The sequence below is a fragment of the Kitasatospora sp. NPDC023120 genome (genome assembly GCF_055560835.1).
The window spans coordinates 34,734-53,613 of record NZ_JBVHHY010000013.1 but is presented as its reverse complement, the minus strand read 5'-3'; the positions used below and the strand labels follow the sequence as shown (position 1 = coordinate 53,613).

At 72.4% G+C, this 18,880-nt stretch carries 15 protein-coding genes and 1 other RNA gene; 2 read left to right on the top strand and 14 right to left on the bottom strand.

Going from position 1 to position 18,880, the window contains the following annotated elements:
- Positions 1-122 precede the first annotated feature (122 nt).
- The 3 genes from ACZ3TI_RS20340 to ACZ3TI_RS20330 form a co-directional block, all read right to left on the bottom strand.
- The gene (locus tag ACZ3TI_RS20340) at positions 123-1,733 is read right to left on the bottom strand and encodes a beta-N-acetylhexosaminidase (protein ID WP_465728015.1); all 1,611 of its coding nucleotides are present in this window, start codon (positions 1,731-1,733) and stop codon (positions 123-125) included.
- A 103-nt stretch (positions 1,734-1,836) separates the two neighbouring features.
- Positions 1,837-2,115: a DUF3039 domain-containing protein gene (locus ACZ3TI_RS20335; protein WP_359904233.1), complete on the bottom strand. Its 279-nt coding sequence runs from the start codon at positions 2,113-2,115 to the stop codon at positions 1,837-1,839.
- Between the two features lie 61 nt (positions 2,116-2,176).
- The gene (locus ACZ3TI_RS20330) at positions 2,177-2,761 is read right to left on the bottom strand and encodes a YqgE/AlgH family protein (RefSeq protein WP_465728013.1); all 585 of its coding nucleotides are present in this window, start codon (positions 2,759-2,761) and stop codon (positions 2,177-2,179) included.
- Positions 2,762-3,061: 300 nt separating this feature from the next.
- On the opposite strand from ACZ3TI_RS20330, the gene murA reads away from it, so the two are divergent.
- A complete protein-coding gene (gene murA / locus ACZ3TI_RS20325; protein ID WP_465728011.1) occupies positions 3,062-4,402 on the top strand; it encodes a UDP-N-acetylglucosamine 1-carboxyvinyltransferase in 1,341 nt (446 codons plus the stop codon).
- Between the two features lie 75 nt (positions 4,403-4,477).
- Here murA and ACZ3TI_RS20320 read toward each other — a convergent pair whose 3' ends face one another.
- The 8 genes from ACZ3TI_RS20320 to ftsE all read right to left on the bottom strand — a co-directional run bounded on the left by ACZ3TI_RS20320 (position 4,478) and on the right by ftsE (position 13,525).
- Complete coding sequence (locus tag ACZ3TI_RS20320) at positions 4,478-4,759, bottom strand: HU family DNA-binding protein (protein WP_030059737.1); 282 nt, start codon at positions 4,757-4,759, stop codon at positions 4,478-4,480.
- A gap of 508 nt (positions 4,760-5,267) precedes the next feature.
- Positions 5,268-6,740 (bottom strand): NAD-dependent malic enzyme, encoded by a 1,473-nt coding sequence (locus tag ACZ3TI_RS20315; RefSeq protein WP_465728009.1) that lies wholly within the window; start codon positions 6,738-6,740, stop codon positions 5,268-5,270.
- Positions 6,741-7,131: 391 nt separating this feature from the next.
- Positions 7,132-9,435: a HelD family protein gene (locus ACZ3TI_RS20310; RefSeq protein ID WP_465728007.1), complete on the bottom strand. Its 2,304-nt coding sequence runs from the start codon at positions 9,433-9,435 to the stop codon at positions 7,132-7,134.
- A gap of 151 nt (positions 9,436-9,586) precedes the next feature.
- Positions 9,587-9,968: a transfer-messenger RNA gene (gene ssrA / locus ACZ3TI_RS20305) on the bottom strand.
- 86 nt (positions 9,969-10,054) lie between these two features.
- A complete protein-coding gene (smpB, locus tag ACZ3TI_RS20300; protein WP_224282587.1) occupies positions 10,055-10,531 on the bottom strand; it encodes an SsrA-binding protein SmpB in 477 nt (158 codons plus the stop codon).
- A gap of 64 nt (positions 10,532-10,595) precedes the next feature.
- On the bottom strand, positions 10,596-11,732 hold the full coding sequence (locus ACZ3TI_RS20295) for a S41 family peptidase (RefSeq protein ID WP_465728004.1): 1,137 nt from the start codon (positions 11,730-11,732) through the stop codon (positions 10,596-10,598).
- 113 nt (positions 11,733-11,845) lie between these two features.
- Positions 11,846-12,757 (bottom strand): permease-like cell division protein FtsX, encoded by a 912-nt coding sequence (gene ftsX, locus ACZ3TI_RS20290; RefSeq protein ID WP_465728002.1) that lies wholly within the window; start codon positions 12,755-12,757, stop codon positions 11,846-11,848.
- A gap of 78 nt (positions 12,758-12,835) precedes the next feature.
- Positions 12,836-13,525, bottom strand: a complete 690-nt coding sequence (gene ftsE / locus ACZ3TI_RS20285) for a cell division ATP-binding protein FtsE (protein WP_360239098.1) — start codon at positions 13,523-13,525, stop codon at positions 12,836-12,838.
- A gap of 352 nt (positions 13,526-13,877) precedes the next feature.
- Here ftsE and ACZ3TI_RS20280 point away from each other — a divergent pair, with 352 nt between their 5' ends.
- Positions 13,878-14,072, top strand: a complete 195-nt coding sequence (locus ACZ3TI_RS20280; protein ID WP_030059729.1) for a hypothetical protein — start codon at positions 13,878-13,880, stop codon at positions 14,070-14,072.
- A 148-nt stretch (positions 14,073-14,220) separates the two neighbouring features.
- Here ACZ3TI_RS20280 and prfB read toward each other — a convergent pair whose 3' ends face one another.
- The 3 genes from prfB to ACZ3TI_RS20265 all read right to left on the bottom strand — a co-directional run bounded on the left by prfB (position 14,221) and on the right by ACZ3TI_RS20265 (position 18,748).
- Positions 14,221-15,336 (bottom strand): peptide chain release factor 2, encoded by a 1,116-nt coding sequence (gene prfB, locus ACZ3TI_RS20275; protein WP_465728000.1) that lies wholly within the window; start codon positions 15,334-15,336, stop codon positions 14,221-14,223.
- A gap of 58 nt (positions 15,337-15,394) precedes the next feature.
- Complete coding sequence (locus tag ACZ3TI_RS20270) at positions 15,395-16,651, bottom strand: serine/threonine-protein kinase (RefSeq protein WP_465727998.1); 1,257 nt, start codon at positions 16,649-16,651, stop codon at positions 15,395-15,397.
- Positions 16,652-16,876: 225 nt separating this feature from the next.
- Positions 16,877-18,748, bottom strand: coding sequence for a serine/threonine-protein kinase (locus ACZ3TI_RS20265; protein WP_465727995.1), 1,872 nt, complete (start codon positions 18,746-18,748; stop codon positions 16,877-16,879).
- Between the last annotated feature and the right edge of the window lie 132 nt (positions 18,749-18,880).

Below are 18,880 nucleotides of genomic sequence, written 5' to 3'. Positions count from 1 at the left end.
CGTTTGGGACGGATACCGGGCGGTATCTGCCCCGACCCGGTCCAGGCCAGGGCAGATGTTCATCTGTTCTTGACGTCCGACGACCACTCAGAAGTTCCCGGGAGCCACTCGGGCAGTCGCGGTCAGCGCACCGGCGGCGGGCCGTCGATCGGTCGGCCGACCACACCGGGCCGGCGCTGCCAGGGCAGCGGCCCGTCGGCCGGGCGGTACTCGACGCCGAGCGCGTCCAGCGCCTTCAGGTGCGTCGTCAGCCGCCGCTCGAAGCCGGCGTAGTCGCGCTCGGCCGGCTCGGCGGGCAGCTCGGACCAGGCGACCTCGGCGAAGGCGACCAGCCGGGGGAAGGCCCGGTAGTCGATGTCCCGCGCGCTGTCCGCGAACTCGCTCCACAGGTTGGCCTGGGTGCCGATCACGTGCCGCGCCGCGGCCTCGTCCAGCTGCCCCGGCACCGGCTCGAAGCGGTAGACGTCCTCCAGCGTGCGCACGAAGCCGACCGGGATCGGCTCGTCCGGCCCGTCCGCCTGCCGGTGGTCGAAGTAGACGTGCTGCTCGGGGCACATCACCACGTCGTGCCCCGCCCGCGCGGCGGCGATCCCGCCGCCGAAGCCCCGCCAGGAAGAAACCGCGGCGCCCGGGGCCGGCCCGCCTTCCAGGATCTCGTCCCAGCCGATCAGCCGGCGGCCTCGCTCGGCCAGCCAGCGGTCGAAGTGCCGGATGACGTGGCTCTGCAGCTCGTCCTCGTTGGCCAGGCCCAGCTCGCGTATCCGGGCCTGGGCGGCGGCGCTGTCCTTCCACTGCCCCTTGGGGCACTCGTCGCCGCCGAGGTGGATGAACTCGGACGGGAAGAGCTCCAGGACCTCCTCCAGCACGCCCTCGAAGAAGCGCAGCGTCTCCTCGGAGGCGTTGAGCACGTGGTGGCTCACCCCCCAGTCCGTCCAGACGCCGAGCGCGGCGGTGTCCACCACGTCGGTGTTGCCCAGCTCGGGGTAGGCGGCGACGGCGGCCTGGGTGTGGCCGGGCAGGTCGATCTCCGGGACGACGGTCACCCCGCGCGCGGCCGCGTACGCGACGATCTCGCGCAGGTCGTCCTGGGTGTAGTAGCCGCCGTGCGGACGGTCGTCGCGGCGCCGCCCGGTCCGGTAGCCGACCATCGAGCGCTCCCGCCAGGAGCCGCGCCCGGTCAGCCTCGGGTAGCGCTTGATCTCCACCCGCCAGCCCTGGTCGTCGGTCAGGTGCAGGTGCAGCACGTTCAGCTTGTGCGCGGCCAGCAGGTCGACGAACCGCAGCACGTCCGACTTGGGCAGGAAGTGCCGGGCGACGTCGAGCAGCGCGCCGCGCCAGCCGAACCGGGGGGCGTCCTCGATGTCGGCGCCGGGCAGCACCCAGCCCTCGCGGCGCAGCGGCGCGCGGCGGTAGGCGTCCGGCCCGAGCAGCTGCCGCAGGGTCTGCGCCCCCCACAGCGCGCCCGCCGGTCCGCCCGCGGCGAGCAGCGCGTGGCCGGGGCGCACCGTGATCCGGTACGCCTCGGCGGCGAGCGCGTTGTCCCGGACCAGTTCGATGCCCGCGCCCGGCCGGCCCGGGCCGAACGGCAGCCCGGTGGCGGCGGACAGCGTGCCGCGCAGCCAGCGCTCGGCGTCGGCCAGCGCGGGCGGGGCGGTCAGCGTGGTGGCGGCGTCGAGCGGGTAGTCCTCGTCCGGGCGGCGGACGGCACGCGAAGGTGCGGGAATGAGGTCCATTCCGACATCCTGCCCACGCCCGGAGCGATTGGCATAGACCACTGCGCGAACGCGGTGCTATGCAAAACGGCGCAGTGCAACGGCGCTGTGCGGAACGGCGCGACTACTTGTTGTCGCCGTCGCCGCCCTGCGGCTTGCCGATGCCGTCGTAGATCTCCTTGCACATCGGGCAGACCGGGTACTTCTTCGGGTCGCGTCCGGGCACCCACACCTTGCCGCAGAGCGCCACCACGGGAGACCCGGAGAGCGCGCTCTCCATGATCTTGTCCTTCTGGACGTAGTGCGCGAAGCGCTCGTGGTCGCCGTCCCCGTGGGACACCTGCGGGACGGGCTCGACCAGGGTGCCGGTGCCGAGGCCGCGCTCGGGCTCAAGAGTGCTCATGAGTGCCAAGTCTATGGGGGCCCCGGGAAAGCGGGCCAGTGTCGCGCCGCGGGGCCGCGGCTCAGTTCATCGTCGGATCGTCCGGGTAGGTCGCCAGCAGGGCGAGCGGACCGCGCTGGCGGCGCAGCACCGAGCGCCACAGCCGCTCCGGCTCGGGGCTGGAGACGTCCCCCGGCTCGCAGTCCACCAGGTACCAGGCGCCGCTCTCCAGCTCCGCCTCCAGCTGCCCCGGCGACCAGCCGGCGTACCCGGCGAAGATCCGCAGGCTGCCCAGCTCCCCGGCCAGCACCTCGGGCGGCGCCTCCAGGTCCACCAGCCCGATCGCGCCGTGCACCCGCCGCCAGCCCAGCGGCTCGCCGCTGCCCGGCTCCCCCGGTGCCACCGCGAGGCCGAGCGCCGAGTCCAGCGCCACCGGGCCGCCCTGGAACACCACGGCCGGCTGTCCGACGAGTCTGCCCCAGCCGTCCAGCACGCTGCCCACCTCGACCGGCGTCGGCCGGTTGAGGACCACGCCGAGCGCCCCCTCGGCGTCGTGGTCGAGGAGGAGCACCACTGCCCGCGCGAAGTTCGGATCGGTGAGCAGGGGCGTCGCGACGAGCAGACGGCCGGTGTGGGACCGGCCTCCGTGCGAATGGGCCGCCGTCATGCCTCACATGATCCCGCAGAACCGCACCGGCCGGACACCGCAACGCCCGAAACCGCCGCCCCCGACGAACACCCGTACGGCCGCACCGGCGGGCGTCCGCGGGCCCGGGGAGAGCACCATCACGGGAGAGGCTCACGGGAACCGTCGGCGCGCCTACTACCATCTACGTCTGGTGGACGCCCTTATACGGTGCCGACTCGGTTTCGCCGGGGGCCCGAACGCGCCCGTACGACCGGTCCACCACCGGCTCTCTCCCGGAGCCCCACCCCAACTCCTCTGGCACCCCGGATTGCGAGAACGATGACCGACGACGTCCTGCTGGTCCACGGCGGAAACCCGCTCGAAGGCGAGATCCGCGTCCGCGGTGCGAAGAACCTGGTCCCCAAGGCCATGGTCGCCGCCCTGCTCGGCCAGGGCCCCAGCAGACTGCGCAACGTCCCGGACATCCGCGACGTCAAGGTGGTCCGCGGCCTGCTCCAGCTGCACGGCGTGACCGTGCGCACCGGTGACGAGGAGGGCGAGCTGATCCTCGACCCCTCGCACGTCGAGAGCGCCAACGTGGCCGACATCGACGCCCACGCCGGCTCTTCGCGGATCCCGATCCTGTTCTGCGGCCCGCTGCTGCACCGCCTCGGCCACGCCTTCATCCCGGGCCTGGGCGGCTGCGACATCGGCGGGCGCCCGGTCGACTTCCACTTCGAGGTGCTGCGCCAGTTCGGCGCCACCATCGAGAAGCACCCGCAGGGCACCTACCTGGTCGCCCCGCAGCGCCTGCGCGGCACCAAGATCGAGCTGCCCTACCCCTCGGTCGGCGCGACCGAGCAGGTGCTGCTCACCGCCGTCCTCGCCGAGGGCGTCACCGAGCTGCGCAACGCGGCCATCGAGCCGGAGATCGTCGACCTGATCTGCGTCCTGCAGAAGATGGGCGCGATCATCACGCTGGGCACCGACCGGACCATCCTGATCACCGGCGTGGACGAGCTGAACGGCTACAACCACCGCGCGCTGCCGGACCGCCTGGAGTCCGCCTCCTGGGCCTGCGCGGCGCTCGCCACCAAGGGCGACATCTACGTCCGCGGCGCCCGCCAGCTCGAGATGATGACCTTCCTCAACACCTTCCGGAAGGTCGGCGGCGCCTTCGAGGTGGACGACGAGGGCATCCGCTTCTGGCACCCGGGCGGCGAGCTCAAGGCGATCGCCCTGGAGACCGACGTGCACCCGGGCTTCCAGACCGACTGGCAGCAGCCGCTGGTCGTCGCGCTGACCCAGGCCACCGGCCTGTCCATCGTCCACGAGACGGTGTACGAGTCGCGCCTCGGCTTCACCGGCGCGCTGAACCAGATGGGCGCGCACATCCAGCTCTACCGCGAGTGCCTGGGCGCCACCCCGTGCCGCTTCGGGGCCCGCAACTTCCTGCACTCCGCGGTCGTCTCCGGCCCGTCCAAGCTGATCGGCTCCGAGCTGGTCATCCCGGACCTGCGCGGCGGCTTCTCGTACCTGATCGCGGCGCTGGCGGCCGAGGGCACCTCGACCGTGCACGGCATCGACCTGATCAACCGCGGCTACGAGAACTTCATGGAGAAGCTGCGCGACCTGGGCGCGCACGTCGAGCTGCCCAGCGAGCAGCTGGTCGAGGCCTGACCGACCGGCACCTGACACGACGAGAGGCCGGGCTCCCCGCGGGGAGCCCGGCCTCTCGGGCGTTCAAGGGGTGACTCAGGCGCCCTTGGCGGCTTCCTTCAGCTTGGAGCCGGCGCTCACCTTGGCGCTGTAGCCGGCCGCGATCTGGATCGGCTCACCGGTCTGCGGGTTGCGGGCGGTGCGGGCAGCGCGGTGGGTGCGCTCGAAGGTCAGGAAACCGGGGATGGTGACCTTCTCGTCGCCCTTGGCGACGACCTCGCCGACGATCTCGGCGAAGGCGGCCAGAACGGCGTCGGCGTCCTTGCGGGTCACCTCGGCGCGCTCGGACAGCGCGGCCACCAGCTCACTGCGGTTCATGTGTACTCCTGTGGTCTGTTCGCTTGCGGTGTGCGGGGGCCCATCGGTGCTCCCACCGGGGGGCACCCGGATGGGCCGCAGGTCCGCACACTGTGCTCATGCAGGCAATGCGTGGTCGCAGGCCGGGTCCGTACCCGATGCCGCGCGCCGGAGCCTTCGAAGGCCCGCCCGCCTGCCTGGATACGAATCCTGCCCCGACCGGCCCCGAGAAAGCCAATCGGGCCCCGGCCGAGACACCCGAACATCGCCCGCCCGTTGGAGGTGTGACGCTCCGTCGGCTCCGGCGGACCGGGCGCGGACGGCGGTCGGGACGACTCGCCGGAAGACCAGGGGGACGTTCCGTACTTGTCGGACACGCCTGCCCCGTGCAGGGCTACCGTACGCCCTGGGACTGACAAGCCCAAACACGCCCCTCGCCCTTGTGTCGCAAGGGTTCGGGGCGGGCTGGGCGGGTATGACCGCTATTCGCGCATTTGAGCGATCGGCGACACGTCCGCCGGTCGTGCCGTCAGAGCTTGACGACGGGGAAGGCGGAGGTGTCCAGGGTGCCGACGATGCCCGGGGTCGGACGGGCCGGCGCGGGGGCCTCCTGACCGCCGGCCAGGGCCGCCTCGCGCACCGCGGCGGCGACGGTCTTGGCGACGTCCTTGTGGAAGACGCTCGGGATGATGTAGTTGGCGTTCAGCTCGTCGTCGGCGACGGTGGTGGCCAGCGCCCGGGCGGCGGCGATCATCATCTCGGTGTTGACCGTACGGCTCTGGGCGTCCAGCAGGCCGCGGAAGACGCCCGGGAAGACCAGCACGTTGTTGATCTGGTTCGGGAAGTCGCTGCGGCCGGTGGCGACCACGGCGGCGGTCTGCCGGGCGACGTTCGGGTCGACCTCCGGGTCCGGGTTGGCCAGCGCGAACACGATCGCGTCCTCGGCCATGGTGGCCAGGTCGTCGCCGTCCAGGACGTTCGGGGCCGAGACGCCGATGAAGACGTCCGCACCCGCCACGGCCTCCTTGAGGGTGCCGGTACGGGCCGAGCGGTTGGTGTGCTCGGCGATCCAGCGCAGGCTCTCGTTGAGGTCCTCGCGGCCCTGGTGGACCACGCCGTGCACGTCCGCGACGGTGGCGTGCTCGACGCCGGCCGCCATCAGCAGCTTGAGGATCGCGGTGCCGGCGGCGCCGGCGCCCGACATCACCACGCGGATCTCGCCGATCTCCTTGCCGACCACCTTCAGCGCGTTGGTGAGGGCGGCCAGCACCACGATCGCGGTGCCGTGCTGGTCGTCGTGGAAGACCGGGATGTCCAGGGCCTCGCGCAGCCGGGCCTCGATCTCGAAGCAGCGCGGCGCGGAGATGTCCTCCAGGTTGATCCCCGCGAAGCCGGGGGCGATCGCCTTGACGATGGCGACGATCTCGTCGGTGTCCTGGGTGTCCAGGCAGATCGGCCAGGCGTCGATGCCCGCGAAGCGCTTGAACAGGGCCGCCTTGCCCTCCATGACCGGCAGCGCGGCCTCCGGGCCGATGTTGCCCAGGCCCAGCACCGCGGAGCCGTCGGTGACCACGGCGACGCTGTTGCGCTTGATGGTGAGGCGGCGGGCGTCCTCGGGGTTCTCGGCGATCGCCATGCAGACCCGGGCGACACCCGGGGTGTAGATCATGCTGAGGTCGTCACGGTTGCGGATCGGCAGCTTGGACGACATCTCGATCTTGCCGCCGAGGTGCATCAGGAAGGTGCGGTCCGAGACCTTGCCGATCGACACGCCGTCGATCGCCCGGAGCTTCTCGACGATCTCCTCGCCGTGCGCGACCGAGGAGGCCGCCACCGTGACGTCGATCCGCAGCGCCTCGAGGCCGGAGGCGGTGACGTCGAGACCGGTCACCGATCCGCCGGAGGACTCCACGGCCGTGGTGATCGCGCTGACGGCGTTGCCCCGGGCCGGGACCTCCAGCCGTACCGTGATCGAGTTGGAGACACTGGGCACCGTCGCCATCGACGCTTCCTTCTTCCGTCCGTCCCGCAGGTTCAACATTTTGTTGAAGGCATCGCCTGCGCATGCTAGACCTCGATCGTCGCACCTTCCAAGGGGAAGCCAGAAATAACGTTCATTGAGTGTGCGGATCCGACAATCCCGACCGATCGCGGCCGCCCTCCCGACGCCTTCCGGCCTTTCTCCGGCCGACCTCCTGCCGTCCACTCCTTGCCTCTGCGGGCCGATGCGTTACATTGGACAGGCACCGGCTCGATCCAAGCCCCCGGGCCCAACCTTCGTCCCTTCGAGGGACCACTTGCCGCGAGGCGAGCATGGCGGGTCGGTGTACTAAACGTCTGAAGGCCCCTCACCAAGCGGTGGGGGGCCTTCTTCCGTCGGTCCGTAGGGTCCGTCAGCCGTGCAGCAGCGCGGGCACGCCGGCCGAGTCCGGCAGGTCGTCCGGGCCGGACAGCACGGTCAGCCGCTGGGTCGCACGGGTCAGCGCGACGTACAGCACCCGCAGTCCGGCCTCCGACTCACCGGCGATGCCGGTCGGGTCCGCCACCACGGTCGCGTCGTACTCCAGGCCCTTCGCCTCCAGGCTGCCCAGCGCCACCACGCGCTCGCCCAGGCCCTCAGCCCACCCGGCCGCCTCGGCCCGGCGGTCCATCGGCACCACGATCGCCACGGTGCCGTCCACCTCGGCCAGCAGCCGCTCCAGCTCGGCCCGGGCGGCCTTGCCGAAGGCCTCCGGCGAGGGGTCGGAGACGGCCGCGAAGCGCGGCTCCACGCCGACGTGCCGCACCGCGCTCGGCGAGGGCGTGCCCGGCGCGGCCAGCGCCAGCACCTTGGCCGCGACCTCGGCGATCTCGGCCGGGTTGCGGTAGTTCACGGTCAGCGTGAAGCGGCGGCGCGGCTTGCCGGACAGCACCTCGTCCAGCGCGGCCTGGGCCTCCTGCGGGAACGGCCAGGAGGACTGCGCCGGGTCGCCGACGATCGTCCAGGTCGCCATCCGGGACCGCCGGCCGATCATCCGCCACTGCATCGGGGTGAGGTCCTGCGCCTCGTCCACGATGACGTGGGCGTACTCCTTGCGCTCCACCGGCTGGCGGTCGCGCCGACCGCCGGAACGGTCGGCGAAGGTGGTGACCTCCTCCAGGCCGGTCAGCAGGTCCATCGCGTCCACCTCGCGGACCTTCGGACGGGCCGGCTCGCCGAGCAGCAGCTGGAGCTCGTCCACCAGCGCGACGTCGTGCGCGGACAGCGCGCCCTCGCCCTCCGGGGACAGGTGGCGCCAGGAGGCGGCCAGCAGCCTCGCCTCGTCCGGGGTCACGGTCCGGCGGGCGATCCGGTTGGTGTGACGGTGCTGCTTGAGCGTGGCGAGCACCTTGCGCGGGGTCAGGGCGGGCCACCAGGCGTCCAGGAAGTCCAGGAACGACGCCTCGTCCGAGACGTACTCGTCGAAGCTCTCCTTCTCCTCCTGGCGCTGCTCGCGGGCGTAGTGGTCGGTGGGCTTCGGCAGGTCCTTGACGACCTCCTGCCACAGGGCGTCCAGCAGCAGCCGGCGGGCGCGCGGGCGCAGCAGGTTCAGCGGGGTCCCGCCGGAGCCCACCACGTTGCCGCGGACGGCCTTCAGCCGGCCCGCGTCCAGCTTCAGCACCTCGCCTCGGGCGACCACCTTCAGCTCCTGCGGCGCGCCCAGCTCCAGCGCCGCACGGGCGGCCCGGCGCAGCAGGTGCACCATCCGGGCCGAGCCCTTGACCCGGGCCGCCTCGGGGGTGTCGTAGGTGCCGGCCTCGATGCCGTCCACCAGCGAGCCGATCGCGCGGACGGCGACCTGGCCCTCCTCGCCGAGCGCGGGCAGCACGCCCTCCGTGTAGGAGACCAGCAGCGGGGTCGGCGAGACCACCAGGATGCCCCCGGCGTAGCGGCGTCGGTCCTGGTAGAGCAGGTACGCGGCGCGGTGCAGGGCGACGGCCGTCTTGCCGGTGCCCGGGCCGCCCGTGACCAGGGTGGCGCCCGCGGCGGCGGCGCGGATCACCTCGTCCTGCTCCTTCTGGATCGAGGAGACGATGTCGCGCATCGAGTGGCTGCGGGCGCGGCCCAGCGAGGCCATCAGGGCGCCGTCGCCGACCACCGCGAGCTCCGCGCCGCCCAGGGTCGGGGTGAGGTCGGGGCGCAGCAGGTCGTCCTCGACGCCGATCACCTTGCGACCCTTGGAGCGGATCACCCGGCGGCGGATGACCCGGCCCGGCTCGACCGGGGTGGCGCGGTAGAACGGCGCGGCGGCGGGCGCGCGCCAGTCGATCACCAGCGGGCCGTACTCGGCGTCCAGCACGCCCAGGCGGCCGATGTGGAGGGTCTCGGCGACGACCGGGTCGGCCGGGTCGAGCGGGGTGTTCGAGGGGATGCCGTGCTCCTCCGGGGCGTCCGCCTCCTGGAGGTCGATCCGGCCGAACAGGAAGTCCTCGAACTCGTTGTTGAGGCGCTGGAGGTGCGCGCCGGCCCGGTAGACCTGGGCGTCGCGCTCGGCGAGCGCTCCGGGAGTACCGACCTGGACCCGCTTGGCGGCGTCCTCCAGGATGTACTCGGCCTCGGCGAGCTTCTCCTCCAACCGGTGGTAGACGGTGTCGAGGTGCTGCTGCTCACCGGCGATCTCGCGCTCGCGGACGGTCTCGTGGTCGGCAGTGGGGGTGGTGTCCGTGTTGCTCTGCATGGCCTCGGTGGTTGCGACGGAATCCGGCTCCGGAAAACGAGCGGACGGATGATCCTACGCCGCGACCCCCGGGCCGCGCCGCTCCGGAACGTACAAAAATCGAAGGCCGCCCTCCGCGGAGCGGTGGGCGGCCTTCGGTGTGAACATGGGGTGGTGGAGATGCCGGGAATCGAACCCGGGTCCAGTGGAGTCAATTCAGGGCTTCTCCGAGCGCAGTCCGCTGTGCTTTTCTCGGCCCTGGCGGTCACGCGGACAAGCCGCCAACAGGCCCAGCTGCTGTTTGATTTCCCATCCACCCCCGCAGCCCGGGCGGACGGTTGAGTTCCCTAGATTATGCCAGGGTCCGGGTCGGGAACCCCCCGGTCTGACACCCAAGCGCTATCGGTGCTTATTAGGCAGCGAGAGCGAACTGCTGGGAATCGCGCTTAGAGTTGGCGATTATTTTTTTGCGACACGTGGTTAACGAGATCATTGCCGCGTTCCTCGGCTCGCTTCCCCTGTTTCAACATCCCCTGTCGAAACCGATCATCCCCATGTTTTTTTGAGAAACAGCTCGGACGGTGACCGTCCGTGTTGCTTGCGCCATAGTACGCGAGGCGACGGGCGAGGGTCCAGCGGATTAACGCTGGCGCCGTCGCGCCGCCGCCACCGCGCGGGCCGTCTCGCGGGTGTCCTGCTTCTCCCGGAGCGTCTGGCGCTTGTCGTACAGCTTCTTGCCGACGGCGAGGGCCAGCTCCAGCTTGACCCTGCCGTCCTTGAAGTACAGCGAGAGCGGGACCAGGGTGTGGCCCGCGTCGCGGACCTTGGTCTCGATCTTGCGGATCTCCAGCTTGTGCAGCAGCAGCTTGCGCTTGCGCCGGGCCGCGTGGTTGGTCCACGTCCCCTGGGTGTACTCGGGGATGAAGACGTTGTCGATCCACGCCTCGTGGTTCTGGATGTAGGCGTAGCCGTCGACCAGGTTGGCCCGCCCCTCGCGCAGCGACTTGACCTCGGTGCCGGTGAGGACGAGGCCGCACTCGTAGGTGTCGAGGATCGTGTACTCGTGTCGCGCCTTCTTGTTCTGCGCGATCAGCTTCTGTCCGGTTTCCTTTGCCATAGCGCGGTCATTCTCGCACTTCGGGGGCCGGTCGGGCAGCTGCTTTAGGCGCGGGTCCCGGGCGTCAGGCGCGGGTGCCCAGCCCGGCGAGCACCCGCAGGGCGAGGGCGTCCACGTCCTCGGAGCCGGCCGCCGGGACGTCGGGGGTCAGGCCGGTGCCCTCCGGGGAGCGGCCGGCCGGGGTGAAGTAGCGCCCGACGGTCATCTCCAGCACCGCGCCGTCGGCGAGCCGGCTGGGCTGCTGGACGGTCCCCTTGCCGAAGGTCCGGGTGCCGACCACCATGGCGCGGCTGCGGTCCTGCAGGGCGCCGGCGAGCAGTTCGGCGGCGCTCATCGTGCCGCCGTCCACCAGCACCACCAGCGGGGTGCGCTGGTCGCCGCCGCGCGGGGCGGTCAACTCCCTGGTCCCGCCGCGCTCCTGGTACGAGCCGACCGGGCCGCCGTCCAGGAAGACCCCGGCGGTGCCGGCCGCCTCGTCGACCAACCCTCCGGAGTTGCCGCGCAGATCGAGCACCACACCGGTGTGCGGGGCGCGCAGCGCGGCGCGCACCCGGTCGGTCACGCCGCTGGTGAAGGCCCGTACGGTGATCCGCAGCACGCCCCGGTCCAGGTGCTCCGCGGCGACCTGCTGACTGTCCAGCAGCGCGCGCCGCAGCCGCAGTTCGCGCACGTCGCCCGCGCCGCGCCGGACCTCCAGGGTGACCTCGGAGCCGGCCCTGCGCTCGTCGCCCTGCCCGCGCAGCCGCGCGACCACCTCGGTGACCGGCAGGTGGTCGGCCTGGTCCTCGCCGATCCGCAGCAGCCGGTCGCCGGGGGCGATCCCGGCCGCGGCGGCCGGGCCCTCGGGCGCGACCTGGGAGACCTCGGTGACGCCGTCCTCGCCGCGGCCGACCGAGAGGCCGACGCCCAGGTAGCGGCCGTCCAGGCCCTGGCTGAACTCGGCGTACTCCCGCGCGCTGTAGTACGCGCCCCAGCGGTCGCCGTTGGCCCCGAGCAGGTGCTCGGCCTGCTGCTCGGACAGCGCGGTACCCGCCGGGTCCGCCAGGAGCCCGCCCGCGGCCCGGGCGGCGTCGGCGGAGGGCCGGGGCGGCAGGTCGCTCGGGCCGCCCCAGGCCCCGGTGGCCGCGCCGGCCAGCAGGACGGCACCGAACACCAGGCCGAGGGCGGCCACCTGACCTGCCCTGCGCGGAGTTTGCAGCATGGCACCGGAGTGTAGACACCGCATCGCGCGCGACGGGCCGGAACGGGGGAGCGCGGAAAGGCGACGGCCCCGGACGGCGCAGTGCCGTCCGGGGCCGTCGGGGCGTCCGGGGATCAGACCTTGAGGTACTTGCGCAGCGTGAAGAACGCCGCGATGCCGGCCATGCCCATACCCACCACGACCAGCAGCGGTATCACCGCGAGCACCGAGCCGAGGCCGATGAAGTGGATGAACTGCACCCGGTCGGCCAGCCAGCTGTGGACGAAGAAGTGCCCGCCGATCAGCAGCCCGGAGGCCATCACCGCGCCGAGCAGCGCGGAGAACGCGGCCTCGGCGATGAAGGGCATCTGGACGTAGAAGTTCGAGGCACCCACCAGGCGCATGATGCCGGTCTCGCGCCGCCTGCTGTACGCCGACACCCGGACGGTGTTGACGATCAGCAGCAGGGCGACGAAGAGCATCAGCACCATGATCACGAAGGCGGCCTTCTGCAGACCGTTGAGCAGGCCGAAGAGGTTCTCCAGGATCTTCCGCTGGTCCTCGACCGACTTGACGCCGGGCTTGCCGGCGAAGGCGCTCTGGATGACGTCGTACTTGGTCGGGTCGTTGAGCTTGACCCGCCAGGACTGCGGCATCGCGTCCGGGCCCAGGACGGCGATGAGCGGGTTGTCCGGGTTCATCTCCTTCCAGTGCTTGTACGCGTCGGGGGAGCTCTCGTAGGTCGAGGACTGGACCACCGAGCTCATCTTGTCCAGCTGGTCCTTGATGTCCTGGACCTGCTGGTCGGTGGCCGCGCCCTTGTCGCACTGGGGCGAGTTCCGGGCGTCCGCCTTGGTGCAGAAGTAGATGCTCACCTCGACCTTGTCGTACCAGTACCCCTTCATGGAGTTCACCTGGTCGCGGACCAGGAGCGAGGAACCGGCGAGGGCGAGGGAGAGCGCGACGCTGACCACGACCGCGATGGTCATGGTCAGGTTGCGTCGGAGACCCACACCGATCTCCGACAGGACGAACTGGGCACGCATGCGGGAAACAACTCCAGGGTCGGTACTGCGGGGTCGGGCGGTTCGGGCCTGCGGCCCTACGGGCTCAGCGCTGGTGGGTCAGTGCTGGTACCCGTAGACGCCGCGGGCCTGGTCGCGGACGAGCAGCCCCTTGTCGAGCTCGATGACGCGCTTGCGCATCTGGTCGACGATCGCCTGGTCGTGGGTGGCCATCAGCACCGTGGTGCCGGTGCGGTTGATGCGGTCGAGCAGCTTCATGATGCCGACCGAGTTCTGCGGGTCCAGGTTGCCGGTGGGCTCGTCCGCGATCAGCAGCATCGGACGGTTCACGAAGGCGCGGGCGATCGCCACGCGCTGCTGCTCACCACCGGACAGCTCGCCCGGCATGCGGTCCTCCTTGCCGCCGAGGCCGACCAGCTCCAGCACCTCGGGCACCACCTTGTTGATGGCGCTCTTGGGCTTGCCGATCACCTCGAGGGCGAAGGCGACGTTCTGCGCGACCGTCTTGTTGGGGAGCAGACGGAAGTCCTGGAAGACGGTGCCCAGCTGGCGGCGCATGTGCGGCACCTTCCAGTTGGACAGCTTGCCGAGGTCCTTGCCCAGCACGTGCACCGAGCCCGTGGAGGGACGCTCCTCGCGCAGGCACAGGCGCAGGAAGGTGGACTTACCCGAGCCGGACGAGCCGACCAGGAAGACGAACTCACCCTTCTCGATCTCCAGCGAGACGTTGTCCAGGGCGGGACGGTTCTGCTTGGGATAGGTCTTGGAGACGTTGTCGAATCTGATCACGGCTGCATCACGGAGGCCATCCTAGGCGGCGCCAGTCCTCGGTCGGTCCGCCCCGGAGGCCCGGGTCCGGGGGCGGGCGAAAGGAGCCGCAGAGGGCCGCTCCCGGTCTGGGACCATACGCGAATCGGCAACCGGCCCGCAGGGCCAGCCCGTGACAGCGACCCGAACCTGGGGGACAATGTCCGTTTATGCCCCGAATATTGCGAGGCATCTCACAGCCCGGGAGCCGGAACCGCCAGAACCTGGCAGAGTGGGAGGTGGCGACCGCGTCCGGCCGCTCCCCCGTACAGGGCAAGAACTGGAACCAAAGCCCCGTCCGGCGCGTTGGCTGTAGCAGCGAGGAGGAGATCGCATGACCTGCGACCATCTGGTGTGCGCCAACTGCAACGGCCGAGTCAGCGACGGGCGTTGCCCCGTGTGCCGCGCCAACCGGGCCCGGCTGCAGGAGCAGCAGGGGCCGTTCGCCGCGCTCTCCCCCGCGATGCTGCTGGCCCTGCTGGCCGGACTGCTCGCGGTGGCACTGATCGCGCGGCAGGCACTGGCCTGACGACCACGGGACGTACGAGAAGGCCCCCGACCACTGCGGTCGGGGGCCTTCGTCGTGTCCGGTGCTTACTCGGCGCCGGTCTCGCGGTGCTTGCGCCGGCGGATGCCGGCCTCGATGCTGCGCTTGATTCTCATCGAGGCCCGAATCCTCACGCCTCGTTCGAGGTCTCGCGCTGCTTGCGCCAGCGGATGCCGGCCTCGATGAAGCCGTCGATGTCGCCGTCAAGGACGGCCTGCGGGTTGCCGGCCTCGAACGTGGTGCGGACGTCCTTGACCATCTGGTACGGGTGCAGCACGTAGGAGCGCATCTGGTTGCCCCAGGAGCTGCCGCTGTCCTTGAGCGCGTCCATCGCCGCCTTCTCCTCCTGGCGGCGCCGCTCCAGGAGCTTGGCCTGGAGGACGTTCATCGCGGACGCCTTGTTCTGGATCTGCGAGCGCTCGTTCTGGCAGGAGACCACGATGCCGGTCGGGATGTGCGTGATGCGCACCGCCGAGTCGGTGGTGTTGACGCCCTGGCCGCCGGGGCCGGAGGCGCGGTAGACGTCCACGCGCAGGTCGCCCTCGTCGATGTCGACGTGGTCGGACTGCTCGACGACCGGGAGGACCTCGACACCGGCGAAGGAGGTCTGCCGGCGGCCCTGGTTGTCGAACGGCGAGATGCGGACCAGACGGTGGGTGCCCTGCTCGACCGAGAGGGTGCCGTAGGCGTACGGCGCCTTCACGGTGAAGGTCGCGGACTTGATGCCGGCCTCTTCGGCGTACGAGGTGTCGTACACCTCGGTCGGGTACCCGTGCCGCTCGGCCCAGCGCAGGTACATGCGCATCAGCTGCTCGGCGAAGTCGGCGGCGTCCACGCCGCCGGCCTCGGCACGGATGTTGATCAGCGCCTCGCGGGCGTCGTACTCGCCGGACAGGAGGGTGCGGACCTCCAGCTCCTCGACCGCCTTCTGGAGGGCGACGAGCTCGGTCTCGGCCTCGGCGCGGGTGTCCGCGTCGTCCTCGGCCTCGGCCAGCTCGAACAGCACGCCCAGGTCGTCGATGCGGCCGCGCAGGCCCTCGACCCGGCGCAGTTCGCCCTGGAGGAAGGAGAGCCGGCTGGTCACCTTCTGCGCGTTCGCGACGTCGTCCCACAGGGTGGGGGCGGCTGCCTCCTCCTCCAGGACCGCGATGTCGGCCCGGATCTTGTCCAGGTCGAGGACGGCCTCGATCGACCCCATGGTCGTATCGAGGTTCTTGAGCTCTTCGGAAGGATCGACGGCTGCCACGCCCCCCAGGGTAATGGTTCCGGGGGTGGTCATGACGACACCCCCGTTCCCATCGGGACTACGGTGCCCGCGGGGCGGTGCTGTGGACGGCCGGGCGGGCCGGGTGACCGCGGTCCGGCGTGGTGGCGGCGAAGGCCGTCCAGGCCGCGGCGGCGCCCGCCAGCAGCAGGACGGTGGCCAGCAGGACGGCCAGCAGCCGGCGGCGGCGCAGCAGGGCCTGGCGGTGGTCCCTGCGGTGGCCCGGGGCGGTGCGCTGGGCGCGGGACTCGGCGGCGTACGCGGCCAGCTCCTCGGCGGACGGGCGGCGCAGGCTGGTGTGGGTGTCCCGGGTGGAGTCCGGGGCGGTGCCGGGCACCAGCGGGACGGCCGGGCCGCGGCGGCGCTTGTGCAGGCCGGGGCCGGCGTCGACTTCGGCGTAGACGGCCTCGCCGGGGGTCAGCTGCTCCTCGGCCGGGGCGCGGCCCTGGCTGGGCACGGCGAGCACCGGCAGGCCGGCCAGCGAGGGCAGCTGCTCGCGCAGCCGGGCGGCCAGCTCGGCGGCGCGCAGGCGGGAGGCGGGGGCCTTGGCGAGGCACTCGGAGATGATCCGCCACAGTCCGTCCGGCAGGCCGGGGATCGGCGGCACCTGCTCGGTGACGTGCCGGCGCAGCACCGCGCCGGTGTGGCCGCCGCCGAAGGGGGTGGAGCCGGCCAGCAGCTCGTACAGGACGGTGGCGAGGGCGTAGATGTCGACGGCGGCGCGCGGCTCCAGGCCCTCGATGATCTCGGGGGCGAGGTAGTCGGGGGTGCCGATGATCCGGGTGGCGCGGGTGCGGCGCGGGGCGTCGACCAGGCGGGCCACGCCGAAGTCGGTGAGCTTGGCGCGCGGGGCGCCGCCGGGGCCGGGGGCGGCGGCGAGGTCGAGCAGGACGTTCTCCGGCTTGACGTCGCGGTGGACGATCCCGGCCGCGTGCGCGGCGGCGAGGCCGTCGGCGACGTCGGCGATGATCGACGCGGCGGTCTGCGGCGGCAGCGCGCCGTCCCGCTCCAGCCGGGAGCGCAGGTCGGTGCCCTGGACCAGCTCCATCACCAGGGCGAGGTCGCTGCCGTCCACGACCATGTCGCGCACGCCGACCACCCGGGGGTGGTCGAGGCTGGTCAGCGCGGTGCGTTCCTGGACGAAGCGGCCGACCAGCACCTGGTCGGAGGCGAGGTCCTCGCGCAGCAGCTTGACCGCCACCGGGCCGTCGGGCCCCTCACCGAGCCAGACCGTCCCGGCCGAACCCCGGCCGATCACCTGGTGGACGGTGTACCGGCTGCCGATCTTGCGTGCCAATGCTGCTCCGTGGGCGGCGCGGGAGCACTCCGGGGGTCCGGTGCGCTCGGTGGGGCGGGACAACAGCGACCAACCTACGCGCCCTCGGGCCCCCCGGGGGCCGCCTGAGGGGCCCCGAACGGGAGTCTCGGGCGAGAAATCTCAAGAATTGTCGACAAAGCGTCAATCTTGCCGTCCGGGACGGGTCCGGAGCCCGACTCGGCCCCGAACCGGTCCGCCGCGGCGCTACGTGCCGACGACGCTGTTCACCCAGTCCCGCGCCGAGTCGAACCAGCCCACGACGTTGTCCCAGTAGTGCGGGAGCGGCGTGAAGTTCCACAGCGCCACCGCGGCCACGGCCAGCACCAGCAGCACCATCAGGCAGCCCTTGAGGCAGCCGAGGCCCGGGATGTACATCCGGTTGCGGCTGCGCGGGCGCGGCTCGCGGGCCGGAGCGGGCTCGCGGCGGGCGGGCTCGCGCGGCGGCTCCTCGCGACGCGGCGGGGCCTCCCGGTACTGCGGAGCGGGCGGCTCGGCGCGGCGCGACACCGGGGCGGGCGGGGGTGGCGGCGGGTAGCCGCCCTGCGGCTGGCCGTACCCGGCGGGGGCCTGCCGGTAGCCGCCGGGCGGCTGCGGACGGCCCCCGGACCGACCACCCTGGCCCGCCTGGCTCCCCTGACCGCCCTGACCGGCCTGGTAGGGCGGCGGGGCCACCGGCGGGCGCTGCGCGTAGCCGGGCGGCGGCGGGGCCTGCCGGTAGCCGGCCGGCGGCTGCGGCTGGTAGCCGGGCCGTCCGCCCGGTGCGCCCTGGCCTCCCGGCTGCCCCTGTCCGGCCGGCCCCCCTTGTCCGGCTTGATAGGGCGCCGGGGCGACCTGCGGATCGCCGTAGTCCTCGTAGTCCTCCGGGCCGAAGTAGCCGACCTGGGTCTGCTGGTTGCGGTCCCGTGCCGCGCGCAGCTGGGTCTGCCACGGGTGCGGCGCCTCCTCCTGCGGCCCCGCGGGCGCGGCGGGCGGGGGCGGCGGCACGGCGGTGGGCGGCATCACCTGGGTGCGGTCCTGGGCGCCGTACGGGGGCGCGGGCGGCGGCTGGGTGCTCATCACCCGGGTCGCCGCGGCGGGGTCGTACTGCGGGGCGCCGGCCGGCGCCCCCGGGACGACGGGGACGACGGGGACGACGGGGACGGTGCCGGGCACCGCGGTGGGCTGCGGGTCCGGCTGCAGCAGGGCGGCGACCGCCAGCGCCTCGTCCACCGCCGCCGGGGAGGCGTGCACGCCGACCCCGGCCGCGACCACCCGCAGGGCGCGGGCCAGCGAGGTGGCGCTCGGCCGCTGGGCCGGGTCCTTGCGCAGGCAGCGCTCGATCACCGTCCAGAGCGGCTCGGGCATGGTGCTGGGCCGCTGCGGCTCCTGCGCCAGGTGCGCCTGGAGGACGGCCAGCGCGCTGTCGCCCTGGAACGGCTGCCGGCCGGTGACCAGCTCGTACAGCATGATCCCGGCGCCGTACACGTCCACCGCGGAGGTCTGCGGGCGGCCCTCGGCGGACTCCGGGGCGACGTACGCCGGGGTGCCGACGAACTCGTGGGTGCGGGTGACGCCCGGGGAGTCGGCGAGGCGGGCGATGCCGAAGTCGGTGAGCAGCGGGTGCATCCGCTCGACACCGTCCACCACGGTGGAGGCGAGCAGCACGTTGGCCGGCTTGAGGTCGCGGTGGACGATCCCGTCCGCGTGGCTGGCCGCCAGCGCGTCCGCGACCTGGGCCATCAACAGGGCGCCCGCGATCGGGCTGAACGGGCCGTTGGCGCGCAGGTAGCGGGCCAGGTCGGGGCCCTCCACCAGGTCCATCACCAGGGCCAGCAGCTCGCCCTCGACGACCAGGTCGCGGACCCGGACGATGTTGGGGTGGGTCAGCCGCAGCAGCAGCGAGCGCTCGCGCAGGAAGCGCATCACGACGTCCGGGTCGGCGGCCAGCTCCTCGCGCAGCACCTTGATCGCCACCCGCTGCCCGGGCTCGCTGCCCGGCACGTGGACGTCCTCGCGCACCACGCCGCGCCAGACGGTGCCGGTCGCACCCCGACCGAGGGTCTCATCCAGCAGATACTTGCTGCCGACTGGCCGCACCTGTCGCACTCCTCGCCGTGCCGCCCGCGCGGGGCGCTCCTCCGCCGGTGCGGTGAGCCTGCCGGGCCCGTGTCTGCGGCCACTCTAACGGTGTCCGTGCGGGTTTTCGGGGTGACCGGCAGGCCATCCGAG

What these genes read in the sequence shown, in the direction of transcription:
- ACZ3TI_RS20340 (WP_465728015.1), bottom strand. Translation starts at nt 1,733, where the DNA reads ATGGACCTCATTCCCGCACCTTCGCGTGCCGTCCGCCGCCCGGACGAG.
- ACZ3TI_RS20335 (WP_359904233.1), bottom strand. Translation starts at nt 2,115, where the DNA reads ATGAGCACTCTTGAGCCCGAGCGCGGCCTCGGCACCGGCACCCTGGTC.
- ACZ3TI_RS20330 (WP_465728013.1), bottom strand. Translation starts at nt 2,761, where the DNA reads ATGACGGCGGCCCATTCGCACGGAGGCCGGTCCCACACCGGCCGTCTG.
- murA (WP_465728011.1), top strand. Translation starts at nt 3,062, where the DNA reads ATGACCGACGACGTCCTGCTGGTCCACGGCGGAAACCCGCTCGAAGGC.
- ACZ3TI_RS20320 (WP_030059737.1), bottom strand. Translation starts at nt 4,759, where the DNA reads ATGAACCGCAGTGAGCTGGTGGCCGCGCTGTCCGAGCGCGCCGAGGTG.
- ACZ3TI_RS20315 (WP_465728009.1), bottom strand. Translation starts at nt 6,740, where the DNA reads ATGGCGACGGTGCCCAGTGTCTCCAACTCGATCACGGTACGGCTGGAG.
- ACZ3TI_RS20310 (WP_465728007.1), bottom strand. Translation starts at nt 9,435, where the DNA reads ATGCAGAGCAACACGGACACCACCCCCACTGCCGACCACGAGACCGTC.
- smpB (WP_224282587.1), bottom strand. Translation starts at nt 10,531, where the DNA reads ATGGCAAAGGAAACCGGACAGAAGCTGATCGCGCAGAACAAGAAGGCG.
- ACZ3TI_RS20295 (WP_465728004.1), bottom strand. Translation starts at nt 11,732, where the DNA reads ATGCTGCAAACTCCGCGCAGGGCAGGTCAGGTGGCCGCCCTCGGCCTG.
- ftsX (WP_465728002.1), bottom strand. Translation starts at nt 12,757, where the DNA reads ATGCGTGCCCAGTTCGTCCTGTCGGAGATCGGTGTGGGTCTCCGACGC.
- ACZ3TI_RS20280 (WP_030059729.1), top strand. Translation starts at nt 13,878, where the DNA reads ATGACCTGCGACCATCTGGTGTGCGCCAACTGCAACGGCCGAGTCAGC.